At 69.3% G+C, this 19,316-nt stretch carries 18 protein-coding genes; 8 read left to right on the forward strand and 10 right to left on the reverse strand.

Features of this window, described 5'->3' with window-relative positions; genetic code table 11:
• Positions 1-19: 19 nt before the first annotated feature.
• The 3 genes from WJU27_RS12635 to WJU27_RS12645 are packed head-to-tail and all read left to right on the forward strand — an operon-like array spanning position 20 to position 2,831.
• Positions 20-697 carry a response regulator transcription factor gene (locus tag WJU27_RS12635; RefSeq protein ID WP_341422443.1) on the forward strand — a complete coding sequence of 226 codons (678 nt, stop codon included), beginning with the start codon at positions 20-22 and terminating at the stop codon, positions 695-697.
• On the forward strand, positions 694-1,458 hold the full coding sequence (locus WJU27_RS12640) for a fused MFS/spermidine synthase (RefSeq protein WP_341422320.1): 765 nt from the start codon (positions 694-696) through the stop codon (positions 1,456-1,458). Before WJU27_RS12635 ends, WJU27_RS12640 begins: the two co-directional genes overlap by 4 nt.
• Positions 1,455-2,831, forward strand: coding sequence for a sensor histidine kinase (locus WJU27_RS12645; RefSeq protein WP_341422321.1), 1,377 nt, complete (start codon positions 1,455-1,457; stop codon positions 2,829-2,831). The genes WJU27_RS12640 and WJU27_RS12645 overlap by 4 nt, the downstream gene beginning before the upstream one ends.
• 31 nt (positions 2,832-2,862) lie before the next feature.
• Here WJU27_RS12645 and WJU27_RS12650 read toward each other — a convergent pair whose 3' ends face one another.
• From WJU27_RS12650 to WJU27_RS12675, 6 genes are all read right to left on the reverse strand, one after another.
• The gene (locus WJU27_RS12650) at positions 2,863-5,676 is read right to left on the reverse strand and encodes an EAL domain-containing protein (protein WP_341422322.1); all 2,814 of its coding nucleotides are present in this window, start codon (positions 5,674-5,676) and stop codon (positions 2,863-2,865) included.
• A 103-nt stretch (positions 5,677-5,779) separates the two neighbouring features.
• Complete coding sequence (locus tag WJU27_RS12655) at positions 5,780-7,501, reverse strand: tetratricopeptide repeat protein (protein ID WP_341422323.1); 1,722 nt, start codon at positions 7,499-7,501, stop codon at positions 5,780-5,782.
• Between the two features lie 82 nt (positions 7,502-7,583).
• Positions 7,584-7,832 (reverse strand): S4 domain-containing protein, encoded by a 249-nt coding sequence (locus tag WJU27_RS12660; protein WP_341422324.1) that lies wholly within the window; start codon positions 7,830-7,832, stop codon positions 7,584-7,586.
• Positions 7,829-8,443, reverse strand: a complete 615-nt coding sequence (locus tag WJU27_RS12665; RefSeq protein WP_341422325.1) for a hypothetical protein — start codon at positions 8,441-8,443, stop codon at positions 7,829-7,831. The genes WJU27_RS12660 and WJU27_RS12665 overlap by 4 nt, the downstream gene beginning before the upstream one ends.
• Positions 8,440-8,823, reverse strand: a complete 384-nt coding sequence (locus WJU27_RS12670; protein WP_341422326.1) for a hypothetical protein — start codon at positions 8,821-8,823, stop codon at positions 8,440-8,442. Before WJU27_RS12670 ends, WJU27_RS12665 begins: the two co-directional genes overlap by 4 nt.
• A complete protein-coding gene (locus WJU27_RS12675) occupies positions 8,820-9,287 on the reverse strand; it encodes a hypothetical protein (RefSeq protein ID WP_341422327.1) in 468 nt (155 codons plus the stop codon). Before WJU27_RS12675 ends, WJU27_RS12670 begins: the two co-directional genes overlap by 4 nt.
• A gap of 320 nt (positions 9,288-9,607) precedes the next feature.
• Between WJU27_RS12675 and WJU27_RS12680 the strand changes: the two genes are divergently transcribed.
• Positions 9,608-11,365 carry a PQQ-dependent methanol/ethanol family dehydrogenase gene (locus WJU27_RS12680; protein WP_304006754.1) on the forward strand — a complete coding sequence of 586 codons (1,758 nt, stop codon included), beginning with the start codon at positions 9,608-9,610 and terminating at the stop codon, positions 11,363-11,365.
• 473 nt (positions 11,366-11,838) lie between these two features.
• Positions 11,839-13,311: a YdgA family protein gene (locus tag WJU27_RS12685; RefSeq protein WP_341422328.1), complete on the forward strand. Its 1,473-nt coding sequence runs from the start codon at positions 11,839-11,841 to the stop codon at positions 13,309-13,311.
• Between the two features lies 1 nt (position 13,312).
• On the opposite strand, the gene WJU27_RS12690 is transcribed toward WJU27_RS12685, so the two are convergent.
• The gene (locus WJU27_RS12690) at positions 13,313-14,032 is read right to left on the reverse strand and encodes a hypothetical protein (protein WP_341422330.1); all 720 of its coding nucleotides are present in this window, start codon (positions 14,030-14,032) and stop codon (positions 13,313-13,315) included.
• An 84-nt stretch (positions 14,033-14,116) separates the two neighbouring features.
• Entirely contained in the window at positions 14,117-14,506 is a 390-nt protein-coding gene (locus WJU27_RS12695) for a putative zinc-binding protein (protein WP_341422331.1), read from the reverse strand.
• A gap of 263 nt (positions 14,507-14,769) precedes the next feature.
• Here WJU27_RS12695 and WJU27_RS12700 point away from each other — a divergent pair, with 263 nt between their 5' ends.
• Positions 14,770-15,573, forward strand: a complete 804-nt coding sequence (locus WJU27_RS12700; RefSeq protein ID WP_341422332.1) for a ferredoxin--NADP reductase — start codon at positions 14,770-14,772, stop codon at positions 15,571-15,573.
• Between the two features lie 7 nt (positions 15,574-15,580).
• Here the strand turns inward: WJU27_RS12700 and WJU27_RS12705 are convergent, their stop codons facing one another.
• On the reverse strand, positions 15,581-16,210 hold the full coding sequence (locus WJU27_RS12705; RefSeq protein ID WP_341422333.1) for a DNA-3-methyladenine glycosylase family protein: 630 nt from the start codon (positions 16,208-16,210) through the stop codon (positions 15,581-15,583).
• A gap of 497 nt (positions 16,211-16,707) precedes the next feature.
• On the opposite strand from WJU27_RS12705, the gene ada reads away from it, so the two are divergent.
• Positions 16,708-17,790, forward strand: coding sequence for a bifunctional DNA-binding transcriptional regulator/O6-methylguanine-DNA methyltransferase Ada (gene ada, locus WJU27_RS12710; RefSeq protein ID WP_341422334.1), 1,083 nt, complete (start codon positions 16,708-16,710; stop codon positions 17,788-17,790).
• On the forward strand, positions 17,790-18,434 hold the full coding sequence (alkB, locus tag WJU27_RS12715; protein WP_341422335.1) for a DNA oxidative demethylase AlkB: 645 nt from the start codon (positions 17,790-17,792) through the stop codon (positions 18,432-18,434). Before ada ends, alkB begins: the two co-directional genes overlap by 1 nt.
• A 12-nt stretch (positions 18,435-18,446) precedes the next feature.
• Here the strand turns inward: alkB and WJU27_RS12720 are convergent, their stop codons facing one another.
• Positions 18,447-19,232, reverse strand: coding sequence for an SDR family NAD(P)-dependent oxidoreductase (locus tag WJU27_RS12720; RefSeq protein WP_341422336.1), 786 nt, complete (start codon positions 19,230-19,232; stop codon positions 18,447-18,449).
• Positions 19,233-19,316 lie beyond the last annotated feature (84 nt).

Below are 19,316 nucleotides of genomic sequence, written 5' to 3' on the forward strand. Positions count from 1 at the left end.
TACTCCAGTTTCCACCGACATGCGCATCCTGGTCGTCGAGGACGACAGCGAAATCGCCGGATTCATCTGCCGCGGCCTGCGCGAAGCCGGCCACGCGGTCGACCACGCGCCGAACGGCCGCGAGGGGCTGTTCCTCGCCACCGGCGAGCAGTACGACGCCATCGTGCTCGACCGCCTGATGCCGCAGATGGATGGTCTTTCGATGCTGGCCGCGCTGCGTGCCACCGGCTCGCGCGTGCCGGTGCTCATCCTCAGCGCGCTGAGCCAGGTCGACGAACGCATACGCGGCCTGCGTGCTGGCGGTGACGACTATCTGGTGAAACCGTTCGCGATGTCCGAACTGCAGGCGCGGCTGGAGGTGATCACCCGGCGTGGCCTGATGCCTGTCGCCGAATCGGTGCTGCGCGTGGCCGACCTCGAACTCGACCGCATGACGCACACGGTGCGGCGCGGCGGCGAGGAGATCGCGCTCAAGCCGCAGGAATACCGCGTGCTCGAATTCCTGATGCGCCACGCCAGCCAGGTGGTCACCCGCACCATGCTGCTCGAAGGCGTATGGGACTACCACTTCGACCCGCAGACCAACGTCATCGATGTACACATTTCGCGCCTGCGTGCCAAGGTGGATCGCCCGCCCTGGCCACCGCTGATCCACACGCTGCGCGGCAGCGGCTACTGCCTGCGCGCCCCCTCATGAGCGGACGCGACGAGGTCGACGCCGGCCAGCCCTATCTGGTCGAACAGGACGGCCAGCTCACGCTGGCCTTCAGCGAACTGGCGGTACAGAGCACGATGGACGCCGCCGCACCGGAGCGGCTGGTGCTCGAATACTCGCGCCTGATGATGGCGTCGCTGCTGTTCGTACCTGACCCCGGCCACATCGGCATGGTCGGTCTCGGCGGCGGTTCGCTGGTCAAGACCTGCCACCGCCACTTGCCGCAGGCGCGCATGACGGTGGCCGAGATCTCGCCGGCGGTGATCGCGCTGCGCGATCGCTTCCACATCCCGCCGGACGACGACAGGTTGACCGTCACCTGCGCCGACGGCGCCGAGTGGGTTGCGGCGCACGACCGCGCCTTCGACCTGCTGTGGGTGGATGGCTTCGACATCGGTGGCATGCCGGCGGCGCTGACCACGCAGCGCTTCTACGACGACTGCCACGCCGCGCTGCGCGACGGCGGCGTGCTGGTCATCAACATGTACGCTGGCGATGCGCTGAACAGCGCCTGGGTCGAGCGCGTGGCGTCCAGCTTCGCCCGCTCGGTCAGCGTCGTCGACACCACCGATGGCGACAACCGCATCGTGTTCGCCGCCCGCGGCAACGCCTTCCGGCTGTCGGAAATGAAGCTGGCGCAGCGTGCCCGCGCACTCGAAGCGCGACTGGGCATCGCCCTGCCCGGCATCGCACGCGCACTGATCGACGGCCGGCGGCGCGCACTGGCCGACAGCGAGCAATGAGCCTGCGCCTGAGCACCAGCGCCCGGCTGACGCTGGCCAACAGCGCCCTGCTCGCCGCCGGCTTCGGCCTGCTGCTGATGCTGGTGACCTGGCTGGCCGGGCAGTACATGCTGGGCCACGTCGAGGAAAGTGTCGAAGCCGAGCTGGACATCCTCACCGCCGAGTTCCGGGTCGATGGCGTGCGCGGCATCAGCGGCCTGATCCGCCAGCGGCTGGACGTGCGCTCGGCCAATCACGACCGCGTCTACCGGCTGGAGGACGCGGCCGGCAACCTGCTGATCGGCAACCTGGACCGCTGGCCGGACAACGCCGGCCGCGAGAGCCTGCCCTTGCGCCTGCCCAGCCTGCTCCACCGCGGGCAGACCGAGATCGTCGCCCGCTGGGTGCGCCTGCCGGACGGCAGCCGGCTGCTCGTCGGCTTCGACGAATACGAGGTCGAACAGGTGCGCAGCGACATCCGTCGCGCCGCACTGGTGAGCTTCGGCCTGATGTTGCTGGCCTCGCTGGGTGGCGGCTACCTGATCACCCGTGCCGCACTGCGGCCGGTCGAAACGATACGACGCGCCGCGCAGCAGATCATGGACGGCGATCTGCAGCACCGGGTGCCGCTGCGCAGCGGCGACGGCGCGGATGAATTCGACCGCCTGGCGCAGACGCTGAACGGCATGCTCGACCGCATCGCGCGGCTGATCGCCACCGTGCGCGGCGCCACCGACAACATCGCGCACGATCTGCGCTCGCCGCTCACCCGTCACCGTGCGCGCATCGAGGCGGCATTGAGCCATCCGCCCACGGCGGACGAACTGCCGGACTGGCTGGAGCGCAATCTGGCCGACGTCGACCAGGTGCTGTCCACTTTCCAGTCGCTGCTGCGCATCGCGCGCGTCGATTCCGGCCTGCTGCGCGGCGAATTCAGCGAACTGGATGTCGGCCGCCTGGTGCGCGACGCCATCGAACTGATGGAGCCGCTGGCCGAGGAGCGCGGCCTGCGCCTCGTCGTCAGCGCGCCGGAAGGCGCTGCCTGCACGGGCCACCGCGACCTGCTGTTCCAGACCGTGCTCAACCTGATCGACAACGCCATCAAGTACAGCCCGCACGGCGGCACGGTCGAACTGTCGCTGACGCGTGACGGCGACGACTGGCGGCTGTGCGTGCGCGACGAAGGGCCGGGCATTCCGGCCGCCGAGCGCGAGCGCGTGTTCGAGCGCCTGTACCGGCTGGAAAGTGCCCGCGACACGCCCGGCCTCGGCCTTGGCCTGAGCCTGGTGCAGTCGGTGGTCGCCCTGCACCGCGGCACCATTGCACTTGACGACGCCGCGCCCGGCCTGGCCGTCACGCTGCGCTTGCCGGCCAGACCCGCCAGCCCGCACTGAGCGGCCACAGCAGACGTCGCGCGGCCGGAACTCAGGACGTCCCGTGCTCGTCCGCCGGATCGCTGGCGCGCATTGGCCGGTAGCGGTCCAGCCACGCCGGGAAGTCTTCTGCCGGCATCGGCCGGGCAATGAGATAGCCCTGCGCGACATCGCAGCCGAGCGCGCACAGCGCGTCCCAGTGCTGCTGCGTCTCGACGCCCTCGGCCACCACCTTGCGTCCGAGGTCATGCACGAGGTCTATCGTCGAACGGACGATGGCTGCGGAGTCGCTGCTGACCGCCATCGCGCGCACGAATGACTGGTCGATCTTGATGCAGCCGACCGGCAGCTTCTGCAGATAGCTGAGCGAGGAGTAACCGGTTCCGAAATCGTCGATGTAGAGCCGTATGCCCTCTGCGCGCAAACCGTGCAGCACGCGCAGCGCGAAGTCCGCGTCCTCCATCACGGCGCTCTCGGTGATCTCGATCTCCAGCAGTCCGCTCGCGGTGCCCCAGTGCGCGAGCATCTGGCGGATCTTGTCCACCAGATCCTCGTCGCGCAGATTGCGCGCCGACAGATTCACCGCGACGGGCAGCGCGCGCCCCGCGTCGTCCCACTGCCGGTTCAGGCGCAGCACGCGCGCGATCATCCACTCGGCGAGCGGCCGGATCAGGCCGGTGTGCTCGGCCAGTTCGATGAACTCGGACGGCGGAATCAGGCCACGCGTCGCGTGCTGCCAGCGCACCAGCGCTTCGGCACCGCAGACGATGCCGCTGCGCATGTCGACCTTGGGCTGCAGATAGAGCCGCAGGTCGTCCGCCTCGATCGCGCGTCGCAGATCACCGGCCATGTTCAGACGGTGCGAAGGCGCGGGATACAGTGCCGGATCGAACACGACGCAGTCGACGCCCTGCCTCTTCGCCTGACGCACGGCGATGTCCATGTGCCGGTAAAGGTCGTGCGGCGTCGAGCCGTGATCCGGATACAGCGCGATGCCGGTCCGCGTCGATACATCGATCGGCAACTCGACCAGCTGGAAGGGCTGCGACAGCACCTCGCGCAAGCGACGCGCCATCGACAGCGCCGCGGCACGGTCGCTGTCCGGCAACAGCAGCGCGAATTCGTCGCCGCGCAGTCGTGCGACGAAGACACCGTCCGGCGTCGCACGACTGAGCCGGCCGCCGAATTCGCACAGGATCTGGTCGCCCTGGGTGAATCCGAGCGCGTCGTTGATTTCGCTGAGCCGCTCGATATTCATCTGCAGCAGCGCGAACGGGCGTTCGTGCTGACGGCAGCTGCGCAGCTCGGCCGCCAGCGTGTCGCTGAACAGGGTCTGGTTGGGCAGACCGGTGAGCAGGTCGTACTGGGTCAGCCGGTACATGGCTTCCCGCGTGCGCGCCTGTTCGGCGTGCGTTCGCAGCGTGGATACACCGTAGGCCAGATCGTCGGCCGACTCGCCGATGAGCGCCATTTCCTCGTCGCCGAAACCTTCGCTGGCCGCCCGATGAAGGGTCAGCAGACCGATGCCGCTGCCCCCCACCCGCAGCGGGCAGGCGACCACTCCGCCGGGCACGGGAGCCGGCAGCGGTGGCAGCGCGTCGTCACCAGCCGGCTCGGTGTCGCTGACGAAACGCATCTGCCCGTCGGCGACGATGGCGTCCATCGCCGCGCGCCGCGCTGGCGCGTTGGCGGCCGCCCATGCGCGCAGTCCGTCGATGCCGTCCGGATGGCCGCACTGGGCGGTCGGAACATAGTTACCGGCAGCGTCGCGCAACCAGACCACCGCCATCGGGTAGGCGCCGATTTCAACCAGCGCGCGACACATGCTGTCCAGCAGTTCGCGCTCGCCGGTGGCGCGCAGCATCGCGCGATTGCCCGCGCTGAGCGTGCGCAGGGCACGGCTCACCTGTTCCAGCTCGCGCACGCGCTGCTCGAGTTCGCCGTTGAGCAGACGTATCCTTTCCTCGGCGCGCTTGCGCTCGGTGATGTCAGCGCCCAGCACGTAGTAGCCGGTCACCTCGCCGCGTTCGTCCTGCCGCGGCATGTAGTTGATCACCTGCCAGACGCCCGGAAAGGGTTCCCAGTCGTAGTTCTGCGGCTCGCCCTTCAGGACTTTCTCGATCAGCGGCGCGGCGATCGCGTAGCGCGTCTCGCCGAGCACCTCGCGCACCGAGCGACCGGCGATGTCGGGGTGATGAGGCGCAAAGCGCTCTCTGTAGTGGCGGTTCACATACACGTAGCGCTGCTGCGCATCGACATAGGCGATCAGCGCCGGCACACGGCTGATGACCGTGCGCAGATGCCCTTCGCTCGCGCTCAGCTGTCGTCGTATCAGCCCGTAGGTGGCGCCGAGCAGCGCAAGCATCAGTATCAGCACGGCCCCGCCGGCACCGACCAGCAGGTCGCTCGAGTGCTTCTGCGCGACGTTCCGGTCGACCAGGAGCCGACGCTCCTCGTTGTCCATCTCGCCCAGGATGCGATCGACGCGCTCGCGCGTCTCGCGCAGCGGCGCCGCGGCCACGAAGGCGTTGGCGGCGTCCTGGCCTTCGTTCCTGCGCAGCGCTTCGATCCGGCGCGAGAGGCCCAGCCGCTGGTCGATCACCGCGCGCAGCTGTGTCCAGCGCGCGCTCTGCGCCGGATGGTCGGAGGTGAGCGTGCGCACGCGGTCCAGCTCGATCTCGCGGCGGGCAATCGCCCGGTCGCGCTCGTTCAGCCGCGCCGGATCGCCGGTCAGCCGGAAGTTCTGTGTGCTGAGTTCTATCTGCAGCGTCTCGACGCGCACGCGCGCCAGGCCGTTCAGCACGTCGTGCGTGTGCGCCACGCGCAGCGCGGCCGCATTGGCGTCGTCGGCAACCTTCCAGGTCATTGCCGCCATGCCGGACACGATCAGCACGGCCAGTACGAATGCGCCAAGAATCCGCCTTTCGAACCGTGACGATACGGACCGGGCGGAATGCTTGTCGCTCACCTCAGTGACCGCTTTCCCCGTCGGCCGGCTTCACGTCGAACGCGATGCAGATGCGTTCCTCGTTCGATTCGAACGGAATCGTCCGGTGGAACAGCGAGGACGGGAACAGCACGATGTCGCCGACCGCCGGCAGCAAGGTCTTGCGCGGAAAATCGTCGTGCTCGCGCGGATAGTCGTCACCGTCGGTGCTGAACTCGATGCCGCCGGCAGTGCTGCCTGCCGGCCGGTCCGACGGCATCGCCAGGTAGAGCACGCCGGACAGCCAGCCCTCTTCGTGGATGTGCGAGGTCAGGTGGCCGCCCTTGCTCATCTTCACGTACCAGGAACTGGCGAATTCGGTGCGCACCGGGAAGTCCTGCGCATAGACGCAGTCGTGCGCCACCAGCGTGGCGCGGTAGCGCGCCACCTCGTCGCGGATCAGCCCGACCAGCCGCGCGATCGACGCTTCGGCGCGGCGGAACAGGTGGCCGGAGGACTGGATGCCGTAATACAGCCGCCCCTGCTTGCGGCTCTGGATGTCGGCGTTCGCGATATCGCGCAGCAGATCGGCGCGCAGGCTGTCACCGGCGTCGGTCAGCGCGTCGAGGTGACCGTGATGGACCAGCGCCAGCGGGTCCGGGCAGAAGCGGTAAGGGTCGGCCGTGCGCCGGTTGCGCGCGTGGTGGGCGGACAGCGTGGCAATCATCGGCGAGCGGTGGCGGGTGTCGAGCAGTCCGTGCAGCCGCGCCTCGAATTCGTCGCTGCGGCGCAGCTTGTACAGGCAGTACAGCACGCGGTCCTGCCAGTCGAGCACGCGGGCGCGCTCGAAATACGGCAGCGCCTTGTCGTACTCGTGCAGGTCGTGGTGCAGCAGGCCGAGGTTGTAATTGGCCATGCCGTGCTCCGCATCGAGCGCGAGTGCGGCGCGGAAGGCGGCCAGCGTGCCCTCGCCGTCGCCCTGGTCGCGCAGGATTTCGCCGAGATTGCTGTGCGCGTCGGCATAGGCCGGCGCCAGCGCAATGGCGCGGCGGTAGCTTTCAGCCGCATCCATCATCAGGCCATAGGCGCGCTGCGCGGTACCGAGGTTGAACCAGGCGGTCGCCGTCGGCTGGATGTCCAGCGCCCTCTGGTAACAGGCCACCGCCTGCTCGGCGTCGCCTGCCTTCTGCAGCGCCGCGCCCAGATTCGACCACGCCTCGACGAAACCGGGCTCGGCCTCGACCGCGCGCCGGTAGGTCGCGATCGCGTCGCTCCGCGCGCCCTGCCGGTCGAGCACCGTGCCCAGGTTGAACAGCGCCAGCGCGAAGCGCGGCTGCAGCGCGATGGCGCGGCGGTAGCTGGCGGCCGCGTCATCGCGACGGCCGAGCGCGTCCTGCACGACGCCCATGTTGTAGAGCAGTTCGGGGAAGTCGCGCTTGATCGCCACGGCGCGTGTATAGGTGGCGAGCGCCTCGTCCAGCCGGCCGCGCTGCTGCTGCACCAGACCGAGGTTGCTGAGCAGTTCGGCCGAGCCGGGATTCGCCTTCACCGCGGCAGCGAAAGCGGCCTCCGCCTCGTCCAGCCGGCCGAGGCTGGCCAGTGCCGAGCCGAGCACACTGTGCAGCACCACGGCGCCGGGATAGCGGGCCAGCAACTGGCGCGCCGCGTTCGCCGCTTCGGCCAGACGGCCGGCGTTGTACAGATTGAATACCGGCTGCAATTCGCCGGGGCCGGGCTGACGGACGGGGGCTTGCGTGGGCTTCATGATGTCGGAACGGGTTGCAGGTTGGAGCGGACGCCGGGCGCATATATATAGCGAGCACAGCGGCAGCGCCAGTTGACCGCGCTCAGTCCTCCCCACGAAGTGCAATGCAGCAATCGGCCGCCACGGTGTGTGAGGACCGCGTGACGGGCTGTCCATCCAGCAGCACGACACCGGCATCGATCAGGCGCTGCGCCGCAGCACGCGACGGCGCCAGCCCGCGCTCGACCAGCAGCGCGTCGATGCGCACGCGGCCGTGGCGCTCCGGCGCCGGTCTTTCCTTTGCAGCGGGCTCCGGCGCCGGTCGGGCACTGCGACGATGGAATGACTTCATTGCTGCCCCGGCATCACCAGCACCGACGGATAGGGTGCGTCCGGCAGCACCTTGGCCGGCACGCCCCACGGGGTCGCATCGGGCGGCGGATCGCCGGTTTCCAGTTTCACGATGCGCCGCTGCGTCGCTTCGTCCGGCGCGTCCTCGACCCAGGTGACGCGCAGCCACAGGCCGTCGCGCAGCGCCAGCGGCGGTGTCTGCGCGTTGGTGAAGGCGGCCTGGTGCGCCCCGGGCGACCAGATGAAGGTGACGCCACCGACCACGATACGCTCCCAGTTCTGGAAACGGCGCGTGCTGCCCTGCCCAGGATGGGTGATGTCCTCGCGCCACTGCGCGTGCGCGAACACCGGGCCTTCTACCGTCAGCACGCGACCGGCCATCATGTGTTCGACCAGCCGGTTGCGGTCCCAGGTATTGACGCCGTAACCGAGCGCGGCGATCAGCAGCGCAAAAAGGGCAAGCACGCGCGCGGTACCCGACCTCTCGCCGCGCCGGCGCGCGCGCAGCCAGAAGCCTCCGGCCACCGCGAGCAACGCCAGACCGAACAGGACGTAGCCGTGGAACTCTGGGGCGCCCTGCCCGGATACGTCGTAGACCGGCTGCCAGTTCATGGCATGTCCTCGCCGTCGGCGGCGAATTCGTCGAGTCGCCAGCGGCCGCTGGCGTCGGCGCGCAGATGGAAGGTGTAGGGCGCGCAGTACAGCAGACGGTCGGCGCCCTCCGCCTGCGGCCGTGCCTTCGCCAGGCAAGCGCTCAGGCGCGCATCGAACAGTGTGGGCACGACCTGCACGAAAGCGGCGCGGTCGAGGCGGCGGCCTTCGTACAGGAAGGGCAGGCGGGTCAGGTCGGCAATGGCCGCCGCGTCGCGTGCGCGCAGGGCGGCGCGGAACCGTTCGATGAAGGCGTCGACATCACGGCCGGCGTCCGCCGCGCCGGCTGCCGAGGGCGTGCCGGCAACCAGTGCGGCCAGGGCCAGCGCGGCCGTCCTCATTCCGGGTCCTTCGCGCATGCAGGCAGATCCGGCTGTTCGGTGCAGATGCGCGGCCAGGTCGGCAGATCGAGCGCGACCAGCGGGTTGTCCTGCAGCCCGGCGCAGGCGCGGTCGGTCGAGGGCAGCACGCACCTGCGCACCTCACGCCCGCCGCGGCCGTCCTGCGCCTCGGCGACCGCCAGCCGGCCGCCGCGGAAATAGAGCCGCATCAGCAACGGGGTGTCGTCCGGTCCCTGCACCACCCACAGCGTGCGGCAGCCGGTGTAGTCGCGGCCGACGCCGCTGTTGCGCGGAAAAGCGAGCAGGAAGCCACCCGGGGTCACGTAGGCGCCGGCGTCCGGCGGCGGCGCCCGCAGCGCGCAGTGGCGAGCGTCGGCCGGTATACCGCTGGCAGGAGGCCCCGCCATCGCACCGGACAGCGCAGTCAGTCCAGCGACGGACAATATCGGCAGACGGGATTTCATGTCGGTTCCGTGAATGACACTGTGGTGAGCGCAGTGTAGGACGGGGGCCACCTCGCGGCCAGCACTCCGTGCGTACACCGTAGCTGTCCGGAATCCGGACGGATGCGCCCGTCGCCACGTTCGATTCCTGTCCGCGATGGACGCCGTACCGGCCTGTACACGGGCGCGAGGCGAGGCTGCATCACATGTCGGCCACCAGCCTCCGGCAAGGCTTTCGGGCAGGATGCGATCTCACGCAGGGACGGATTCCCGACTCTGGTATGCGCCTTGCGTCTGCCGCTCCATCCGCGGACACCGATCCGCACAGACGGAGACGACACATGAAGCGATCCACCCTTGCCCTGTTCATCCTCGCCGCGTTCGCCCACAGCGGCCCGGTGCATGCCGGCGTCACCACTGCCGACATCGAGAACGACGCCCGCACGACGGGCGATGTGCTGTCCTGGGGCATGGGGACGGAAGGCCAGCGCTACAGCCCGCTGACGAAGATCAACACCAAGAACGTCAAGCGCCTGGTGCCGGCCTGGTCCTACTCCTACGGCGGCGAGAAGCAGCGCGGCCAGGAGGCGCAGCCGCTGGTGGTCGGCGGCAAGATGTTCATCACCGCCTCCTACTCGCGCATCTTCGCGCTCGACACCAAGACCGGCCGCAAGCTGTGGTCCTACGAGCACCGGCTGCCCGAAGGCATCATGCCCTGCTGCGACGTGATCAACCGCGGCGCCGCCGTCTACGACAACCTGGTCATCTACGCCACGCTGGACGCGCAGCTGGTGGCGCTCGACCAGAACACCGGCAAGGTGGTCTGGAAGGAGAAGATCGACGACTACCAGGCCGGCTACTCGTCGTCGGCCGCACCGATCATCGCCAAGGGCCTGGTGCTGACCGGCGTGTCCGGCGGCGAATTCGGCATCATCGGCCGGGTCGAGGCGCGCGACGCGAAGACCGGCAAGATGGTGTGGGTGCGCCCGACCATCGAAGGCCACATGGGCTACAAGTTCGACGAGTCCGGCAACAAGGTCGACAACGGCATCAGCGGCACCACCAACGCCAGCTGGCAGGGTGACCTGTGGAAGACCGGCGGCGCGGCCACCTGGCTGGGCGGCACCTTCGACGCGAAGACCGGGCTGGCCTACTTCGGCACCGGCAACCCGGCACCGTGGAACAGCCACCTGCGCCCGGGCGACAACCTGTACTCCTGCTCGACCGTGGCCATCGACGTCGCCACCGGCCAGATCAAGTGGCACTTCCAGGGCACGCCGAACGACGGCTGGGACTACGACGGCACCAACGAATTCGTCACCTTCGACGCCGGCGGCAAGCGCCTCGGCGCCAAGGCCGACCGCAACGGCTTCTTCTACGTGCTGGACGCGAACACCGGCAAGTTCGAGCGCGGCTTCCCCTTCGTGAAGAAGCTGGACTGGGCCAAGGGCCTGGACGAGAACGGTCGCCCGATCTATGACCCGGCCAAGCGCCCGGGTGACCCGACGGCCAGCGAGGACGGCAAGAAGGGCTCGGTGGTGCACGTATCGCCGTCCTTCCTCGGCGGCAAGAACCAGATGCCCATGGCCTACAGCCCGGACACCGGTCTGTTCTACGTGCCGGCCAACGAGTGGAGCATGGAAATCTGGAACGAGCCCATCACCTACAAGAAGGGTGCGGCTTACCTCGGTGCCGGCTTCACCATCAAGACGGCCGACGCCAAGGACATCGGCGGCGACTACATCGGCGCGCTGCGTGCGGTCGATCCGAAGAGCGGCAAGGTGGTGTGGGAAATCACCAACAACGCGCCGCTGTGGGGCGGCGCGATGACGACCAAGGGCGGCCTGGTGTTCTGGGGCACGCCGGAGGGCTTCTTCAAGGCAGCCGACGCGAAGACCGGCAAGGAACTGTGGTCCTTCCAGGTCGGCACCGGCATCGTCGCGCCCCCGATCACCTGGGAACAGGACGGCGAACAGTACGTCGCCGTGACGGCCGGCTGGGGCGGCGCAGTACCGCTGTGGGGCGGCGACGTCGCCAAGAAGGTGAGCTATCTGAACCAGGGCGGTTCGATGTGGGTGTTCAAGCTGATGAAGGACTGAGCACCCCACCCGCCGACCCGGCGCTGCGCGACAGCAGCCCGGGGCAACGTCTCCTCATGGTGTTCGCCTGTACCGGGTGAGCGCAACCGGCGCCTCGTGCGCCGGTCTTTTTTTGTACTTCTGCACATGGACATGAGCACCCGTACCGCCGCCGCCCTGCTCGGCCTCGCCCTGCTGATCGCCAGCCTGCCCGAAACCACGACCGACACACCCGTCCGGACGGTCACCGCGTCGGCGCGCTGAGCGCCCGGTGGGAGCGTGCTTGCTCGCGATGGGGCCTGACGCGAAGCCGCCTCTCACCGGTCGCGACGCGCCACCCTCCCCTGCATCGGCGGGAGGGGCGGAGGCGGAGGACTGAAGCCCACGGCCGGACGATTCCCGCGCGAACGCGCGCGATGTCACAGCGGACATCGGCCTGTCGTGTCACGATGCGGCCCGCCTCACATTCCATCCGCATCCACACGGGACTCCTCATGAAGAAAGCCGCAGTGCTCGCCGTCGTCGCCCTTCCTCTCGTCGCCTACACCGGCGGCGCCTGGTATCTGGGCCAGCGCATCGAGAACTCGCACAACGCCCAGGCGAAGCAGGCCGAAGGCATTCCGAACGTGAAGCTGGTCAAGCGCGACTACCAGCGCGGCCTGTTCTCCTCGACCGAAACCGTCACCATCGAACTGATGGGCGACACCGCACGCGCGCTGCAGGCGACCGGCGAAGAGACGATCGAACCGATACGACTGACCGTGCGCACCGACATCCGCCACGGTCCGTGGATAGGCGGCACCGAGTTCGATGCCGGCGTCGCGCAGTCGGAACTGGTGCTCGAAGGCGAGGCGCTCGAAGCGGTACGCAAGGTGTTCGGCGACCGGAAGCCGCTGGACATCCGCACCGTCTATCACTTCGCTGGCGGCGGCCGCAGCGACGTGTCGAGCCCGGCCTTCGTGTTCGACGTGCCGGCGGAGGACGACGACGACGCGATGCGCGTGAGCTGGGACGGCATCACCGCCCGCATCGACTTCGCCGAAGGCATGACGCAGTACACGATGAGCGGCGCGGCACCGAAGCTCGAAGTGACCGACGCCGCCGGTTCGCGCATGGCGATCACCGGCCTCGCCTTCAGCGGCGACCAGACGCGTCTGTTCGAAGACGACCCGCTGCTCTACGCCGGCTCACAACGCTTCACCGTGGACGCGATCAGCTTCGACGACCGCTCCGGCAGTGCGGCGCTGCCCAAGGTGGAACTGACCAAGCTGGTGTACGAGGTCGATATCCCGAAGGACGGCGACTTCGTCGATCTGGTTGCCCGCATCGGCGCCGAGAAGTTCGAGGTGGCCGGCACGGGCTATGGCCCGGCCCACTACGACTTCTCGCTGCGCCACCTGCACGCGCGCACGACCTCACGGCTGTATCGCAGCTTCATGACGATGTCCGCCGATCCGGCGCTGATGATGAATCCGCAGGCGATGCAGGCGCAGATGGGGCAGCTGATGGGGCCGGCGATCGAACTGCTGGGCCATGCTCCGGTCGTGGCCATCGACCGTCTCGCCTTCAATACGCCGCACGGACCGACCTCTCTCAGTGCGAAGGTATCGCTGCCGGGCATCACGCCGGATGAGCTGGCCAATCCACTGGGTCTGATCGGCAAGGTCGATGCCAGCGGCGCCGTATCGCTGCCGGAGGCACTGGTACGCAGCATGATGGTCGAACGCAACAAGGCCGGCCTGCTGGCCGTGGTCGGCGACGAGGCCGATCCGGACGAGCTTGCGGCCATGGCCGACGCCCAGTTCGAACAGACGCTGCAGCCGCTGACCAGCCAGGGCTACGTTACGCGCGCCGACGGCCAGCTGTCGGCCAAGATCGCCTTCAGCAAGGGCCAGCTCACCGTGAACGGCCTGCCCTTCAATCCGGCCGCGATGGCGCAGCCGGCACCGTCGGCACTGCCCGAGTAAGTCAGCCTGGCCGCGTCGGCGACGACGCGGCCGGCCTCCGGCGGCGCTCGTGCAGGCGGGCGCCCAGCCACAGCAGCGGCAGCCCGGCCAGCATCAGCAGCGCCATGCGGGGTTCGGGTACTGGGACCACCGAGACCGAATTCAGCACGAAGTTGTTGCCCTGGCTCGCGCCGGGCGGCAGCACCGTGATGAAGCCGCGCCGCAGCGAGAACGCCAAGGGGTCGAAATCCGCCGGAAGGCTGTCATCGACCAGCACATCGGGTCGCGTCGCGCCAGCCACCGAAAAGCTCAGCTGCAGAAAGCGCACCACGTCAGGCGTCGCCGCTTCCGCCACTGCCACGCGGAAATAGAGGTCGTCGCGGTACAACCCGGCGACGAAGTCGTCGTTGATCACGTCGATTTCGCTGTTCGGCGACTGTGCTGTGTACTGGGTAAAGCTCAACGCGCCCATCGTCGCGCTGAAACCGGTGATCGCCCCCGGGTAGTAGCCGATCCAGTTCAGCGGCTGGCCGTCGGCGACCGTCGGGTCATACAGCAGCGAGCCTGTGATCGCGTCACCGACATCGATGCCGGGTATCGCATAGCCCGCGCTGACGCTGTCCACGACGCCGGAGAAACTGAGCCGCGTCACCGCCTCGGCCGGCACCGTTGCCAGCATCGCCGCCACCGTCGCGACAGCCGCACACGCGCGCTGCATTGCCCGCAATCCACCGCGTTTCATCTGCCCTCTCCTCTTTGTTGTCCGAACTTTCAGTCAAGCAGGCGCCGACGACGCTGCGTTGATCCGGATCAGTCTTGCGCGCGTTCAGCCGGCCAGATCGTCCGGCGTCAGTTCGGCGGCGATGCCGGCGGCCAATTCGAACAGCCGCTCCGCCTCGTCGGTGTCGAATTCGCCGTGCTGGCGCTTGCGCACGCCGTGCTCGTGCAGCAGCAGGTGGCGGGTCGGCACGACGTCGCGCTGCGCCAGGCTGCTGCGCACGCATTCCAGCGGGCAACCGTCGAGTGCCAGGATAGGACGACCGGAGCGGGCAATGCGCACCAGGTGATCGACGTTGCCGCCAACGCCGGCGATGCAGGACATTTCAGCCCGCTCACTGCGGTCCAGCTTCACGGCGATGTGATTGGCCATCTGCGCAGCGCTGGAACAGCCGGAGCAGGCGTAGACGAGGGGCAACTGGCGGTGACGGGCGCTCAAGACGATTCTCCTTGCCGGTGCGTCGGCGCCGCTGGCAACCGGCGCTGAAGGCTGTTCGCATCCGGCGACCGTGCCCCGGGCAGCGCCGCGCCGGCGAAACGCGACGGGCGGCGCGAAACAGGTGTCGACTGCGGACAGGCTCTCGACAGTCTGGAGGGCCGGCCGCCGCCGCGCCTTGCGCTGCGACAAGGATTGCGCGAACCACCGCCCGCCCATGCTGTCACGACGGATGTCTGCCCTGTACGGCAACGAAGGAGAGGGACATGGCCGAAACCGACGCAGCAGCCCTTGCACTGGCCAAACCCGCGCCACGCATGCCGCGCTCGAGCGCCCAGCGCATCAGCGCGATCCGGCGCTGGACGCCCGTGCTGTGGTCCATCCGCATCGAGCGGCCGGCCAACTATCTTTTCCAGCCGGGCCACTATGCCCGCCTCGGGCTGCCGGTCGACACGCCGGAGGCCGCGGTCTGGCGTCCTTACTCCATCGTATCGGCGACCACCGACAGCGAGCTGGAATTCCTGCTGGTGCTGATTCCGGGCGGTGCCTTCACCGCACAGCTGGCCGCACTGCGCGAAGGCGACACCGTGCTGCTGGAGCAGGCGGTATTCGGCTTCTTCCTCGACAACCAGCTCGCGCCCGGCGACACGCTGTGGATGCTGGCCACCGGCACCGGACTCGGCCCCTACGTTTCGCTGCTGCGCACGCCCGGCGCGCTCGACCGCTACGCGCGCATGGTGCTGGTGCACAGCGCGCGCCACGCGGACGAACTGGCCTACCGCGACGAAATCGAGGCACCGGCCGCGGTGTCGCATGGCAGGCTGACCTATGTTCCCATCGTCACGCGCGAACCCGGCGTCAGCGCCTTGACCGAACGCATCCCGCAGCTGATCGCGGACGGCACATTGCAGGCTCACGTCGGGCACACGCTGGAGCCGGCCGACAGCCGCGTCATGGTGTGCGGCAACCCGGAATTCACCACGGAAATGCGTGCACTGCTGGCCGAGCGCGGCTTCACGCCGTGCCGGCGCAACAGTCCGGGCAGCATGCTGTTCGAGAAGTACTGGTAGGGCGCGGTCAGCGCGGCACCCGCCACAGATACCAGCTGGCGGCGGTGCGGTGCGGCGACCACGGCAATGCCAGCGCGGTCATCTGCCGCGGCGTCGGCGGGCGGTCGAGACGCCGCAGCCGACGGTAGCCTTCGCGCACGCCGAGGTCGTCGGCCGGCAGCAGATCGGTCCGGCCCAGCGTATAGATGAGCATCATCTCCACCGTCCACCGGCCGATGCCGTGCAGCGCGGTCAGCCGGGTGATCAGCGCCTCGTCGTCCATGTCGCGCGCCTGCGCCAGCGTCGGCACGACGCCGTTGCGGGCAGCTTCGGCGATGCCGCGTATCGTGTCCGCCTTGCGACCGGAAAAACCGCAGCCGCGCAGCGCTTCCGGCGAGGTGGCGCAGACCTGCTCCGGCGTCGGAAAATCCGGGGCGCCGTACAGCGCGAGAAAGCGCGCGATCATCGTGTCGCCAGCGCGCACGCTGAGCTGCTGGTAGGCCACCGCACGCAGCAGCGCCTGCCACGGCTCGCGCGCCGGCTTCGGCGCGTGCAGGCAGGGGCCGACGGTGGCGACCAGCGTCGCCCAGTCGTCGTCCAGCGCGGCCAGAAAGCGCGCCGCCTCGTGGTGGTGGGCGGTTGTGTCGGGGAGGTCCATGGCGATGCAGTATCGCGATTGCAGGCGGGCAATGTCGACCGTGACTTGCCGGCGGAAGGACCCGTTCGGGTGGCCTCGGCCACAGCCAGCGGCCTGCCGAAGCCGCGTCGCGGTCAGAAGACCGCTCCCACAGGGGTGGTGCCCCCGATCGACGACCTGAGCCTCGGCCGGGGTTCTGTGGGAGGGGTCTTCTGACCCCGACAGCGGCGCGGATCGAAGCTGGCGGACGGCGGCGGCCCAGTCGCGGCCAAGGCCGCTCCCACAAGAAGCGCGCCCTATTCGCGGCGGGAGCCGGATTCTGTGGGAGGGGTCTTCTGACCCCGACAGCGACCTGGATCGAAGCTGGCGGACGGCGGCGGCCGTGTCGCGGCCAAGGCCGCTCACAAGAAATCGACCAACGCCGTCCTGCGCGGATTCGAAAGCAATCGGCGGAGTGCGGCGTCGATGCACAGCGATTAATGTCCCGGTATCGACCACCCGAAAGAAGCGGAAGCACGATGACGAACACCGCCAGCCGCCGTGAAGCACGCGCCGCAGTCACGCTCGCCGACCCTCGCTGGGCGGCGGTGCGGGCGCGCGATGCGGGCGCCGACGGCCGATTCTTCTACTCGGTCGCCAGCACCGGCGTGTACTGCCGCCCGTCCTGCGGCGCGCGCACGCCGCGGCCGGAGAACGTGAGCTTCCACGCCAGCCGCACCGACGCCGAGGCGGCCGGCTTCCGACCCTGCAAACGCTGCCGGCCCGACCTGCCGCCATTGGCCGAGCGGCAGGCTGCCATGGTGGCTGCGCTGTGCCGGCAGATCGACGACGCCGACACGCTTCCTTCGCTCGACGCACTGGCCGCGTCGGCCGGTTGCAGCCGCTTCCACCTGCTGCGCGTGTTCAGGGCGCACACCGGGCTGACACCGCGCGCCTGGGCGGCAGCCCGACGCGCCGCACGACTGCGCGAGCGGCTGGCCGACGGCGCAAGCGTGACCGAGGCCATCGTCGACGCGGGCTACGGCTCGACCAGCCGCGTCTACGAGAAATCGGCACGACCACTGGGCATGACGCCGCGTCGCTATCGGGCCGGCGGCGCCAACACCGACATCCGTTTCGCCATCGCGCAATGCGCGCTCGGAGCACTGCTGGTGGCGGCCAGCCCGCAGGGCGTCTGCGCAATCGCGCTGGGCGACGACGCCGACGCGCTGGCGCGTGAGCTGCAGGACCGCTTCCCGCAGGCACGCCTCAGCGGCGACGACGCCGACTTCGCGCGTGTGGTGGCGCAGGTGGTCGGCTTCGTCGAGGCACCGCGCATCGGTCTGGCGCTGCCGCTGGACCTCCGCGGCACCGCCTTCCAGCAGCGCGTGTGGGCGGCGCTGCGCGCGATACCGCCGGGACAGACGCTGAGCTACGCCGAACTGGCGCAGCGCATCGGCGCGCCGGCCGCGGTGCGTGCAGTCGCCAGCGCCTGCGCCACCAATACGCTGGCGGTGGCGGTGCCCTGCCACCGCGTCGTGCGCACCGACGGCAGTCTGTCGGGCTATCGCTGGGGTGTGGCGCGCAAGCGCGCACTGCTCGACCGCGAGCGCAGCGACTGATGGACCTGTTCGACGAGCAGGAACGCGAAGCCGGCATCCACGCGCTGGCGCCCGGTGCCGCGCTGCTGCGTGGCTTTGCGCGCGACGTCGCGCCGACGCTGCTGGCCGCGGTCGACGACATCGCCGCCAGCGCGCCCTTCCGTCACCTGATCACGCCCGGCGGTCACACGATGTCGGTGGCCACCACCAGCTGCGGCACGCTGGGCTGGCACTCGGACGAACAGGGCTACCGCTACACCTCGCGTGACCCCGACAGCGAGCGACGATGGCCGGCGATGCCGGCCTGCTTCAGCGCGCTCGCACACGACGCAGCGGCGCGCGCCGGCTTCGCCGGATTCGCGCCCGACGCCTGCCTGATCAACCGCTATGCGCCGGGCGCCAGGCTCACGCTGCACCAGGACCGCAACGAACGCGATTACGGCGCGCCCATCGTGTCGGTATCGCTCGGCATTCCGGCCGTCTTCCTGTTCGGCGGCCTGCGGCGGAACGACCCGACGCAGAAGCTGCGTCTGGTGCATGGCGACGTGGTCGTGTGGGGCGGCCCGTCGCGGCTGCGCTTTCACGGTGTGCTGCCGCTGGCGCACGCCGAGCATCCGCTGACCGGCGCCTGCCGCATCAACCTCACCTTCCGCGCGGCGGCCTGAAACCGCCGGCCTTCAGGCCAGCAGCGCCTGCATGATGCGGCGGTGCATGGCGCGCGGCGTGATGCGGGTGGACCACGCCGACAGCTTGTTCAGGATTCCGGGCACCACGCAGGCGCGTCCGTCGTCGAGCGCGCGCAGACCCGCTTCGGCCACCGGTCGCGGCTGCATCAGCATCAGCTTCAGCGTGGCCGACGCCTCGTGCCCGGCGGTGCGGGTGAAGGCGGTGTCGGTGAGGCCGGGCGCCAGCACGGTGACGGTGACGCCGTGCGGCGCCAGTTCGTCGTGCAGCGCTTCGCCCAGACTGAGTACGTATGCCTTGGTCCCCGCGTAGGCGGCATAGACCGGCGACGCCATGAAGCCGAGCAGGCTGGCCACCAGCAGCATGCGACCGTCACCGCGGCGGCGCATGTCCTCGCCGTAGAGGCGGGCGAGCTGGGTGAGCGCCGACACGTTCACGTCCAGCATCTGCTGCAGGCGCCGCGAATCCGCCTCGACGAATTCGCCGTGCACGCCGAATCCGGCATTGTTGATCAGGGTGTCGACGCGCAGCCCCAGTCCGTCGGTCCGTCGCTTCAGTTCGATCGCCGCACCCGGCTGCGACAGATCCAGCGCGGCCACCCGGACGGCAACCCGATGGGCGGCAGTCAGTTCGGCTGCCAGCGTCTCCAGCGCCTCGACGCTGCGCGCCACCAGCACAAGATTGCGTCCGCGCGCGGCGAGCAGGCGCGCGAACTCGACACCCAGTCCGCTTGACGCGCCGGTCACCAGCGCCCAACCGCTTCCACTTTCTGCACTCATGTCTGTCCCCCTCTTTGTCGTGCGCCGGTCGTGCGCCGGTCGCGTGCCGGGCCTCGCGCATCTTTCGTGCGGTGGTAAAGCGTC

It is taken from the genome of Methyloversatilis sp. NSM2 (assembly GCF_038066675.1).
Lineage (GTDB): Bacteria > Pseudomonadota > Gammaproteobacteria > Burkholderiales > Rhodocyclaceae > Methyloversatilis > Methyloversatilis discipulorum_A.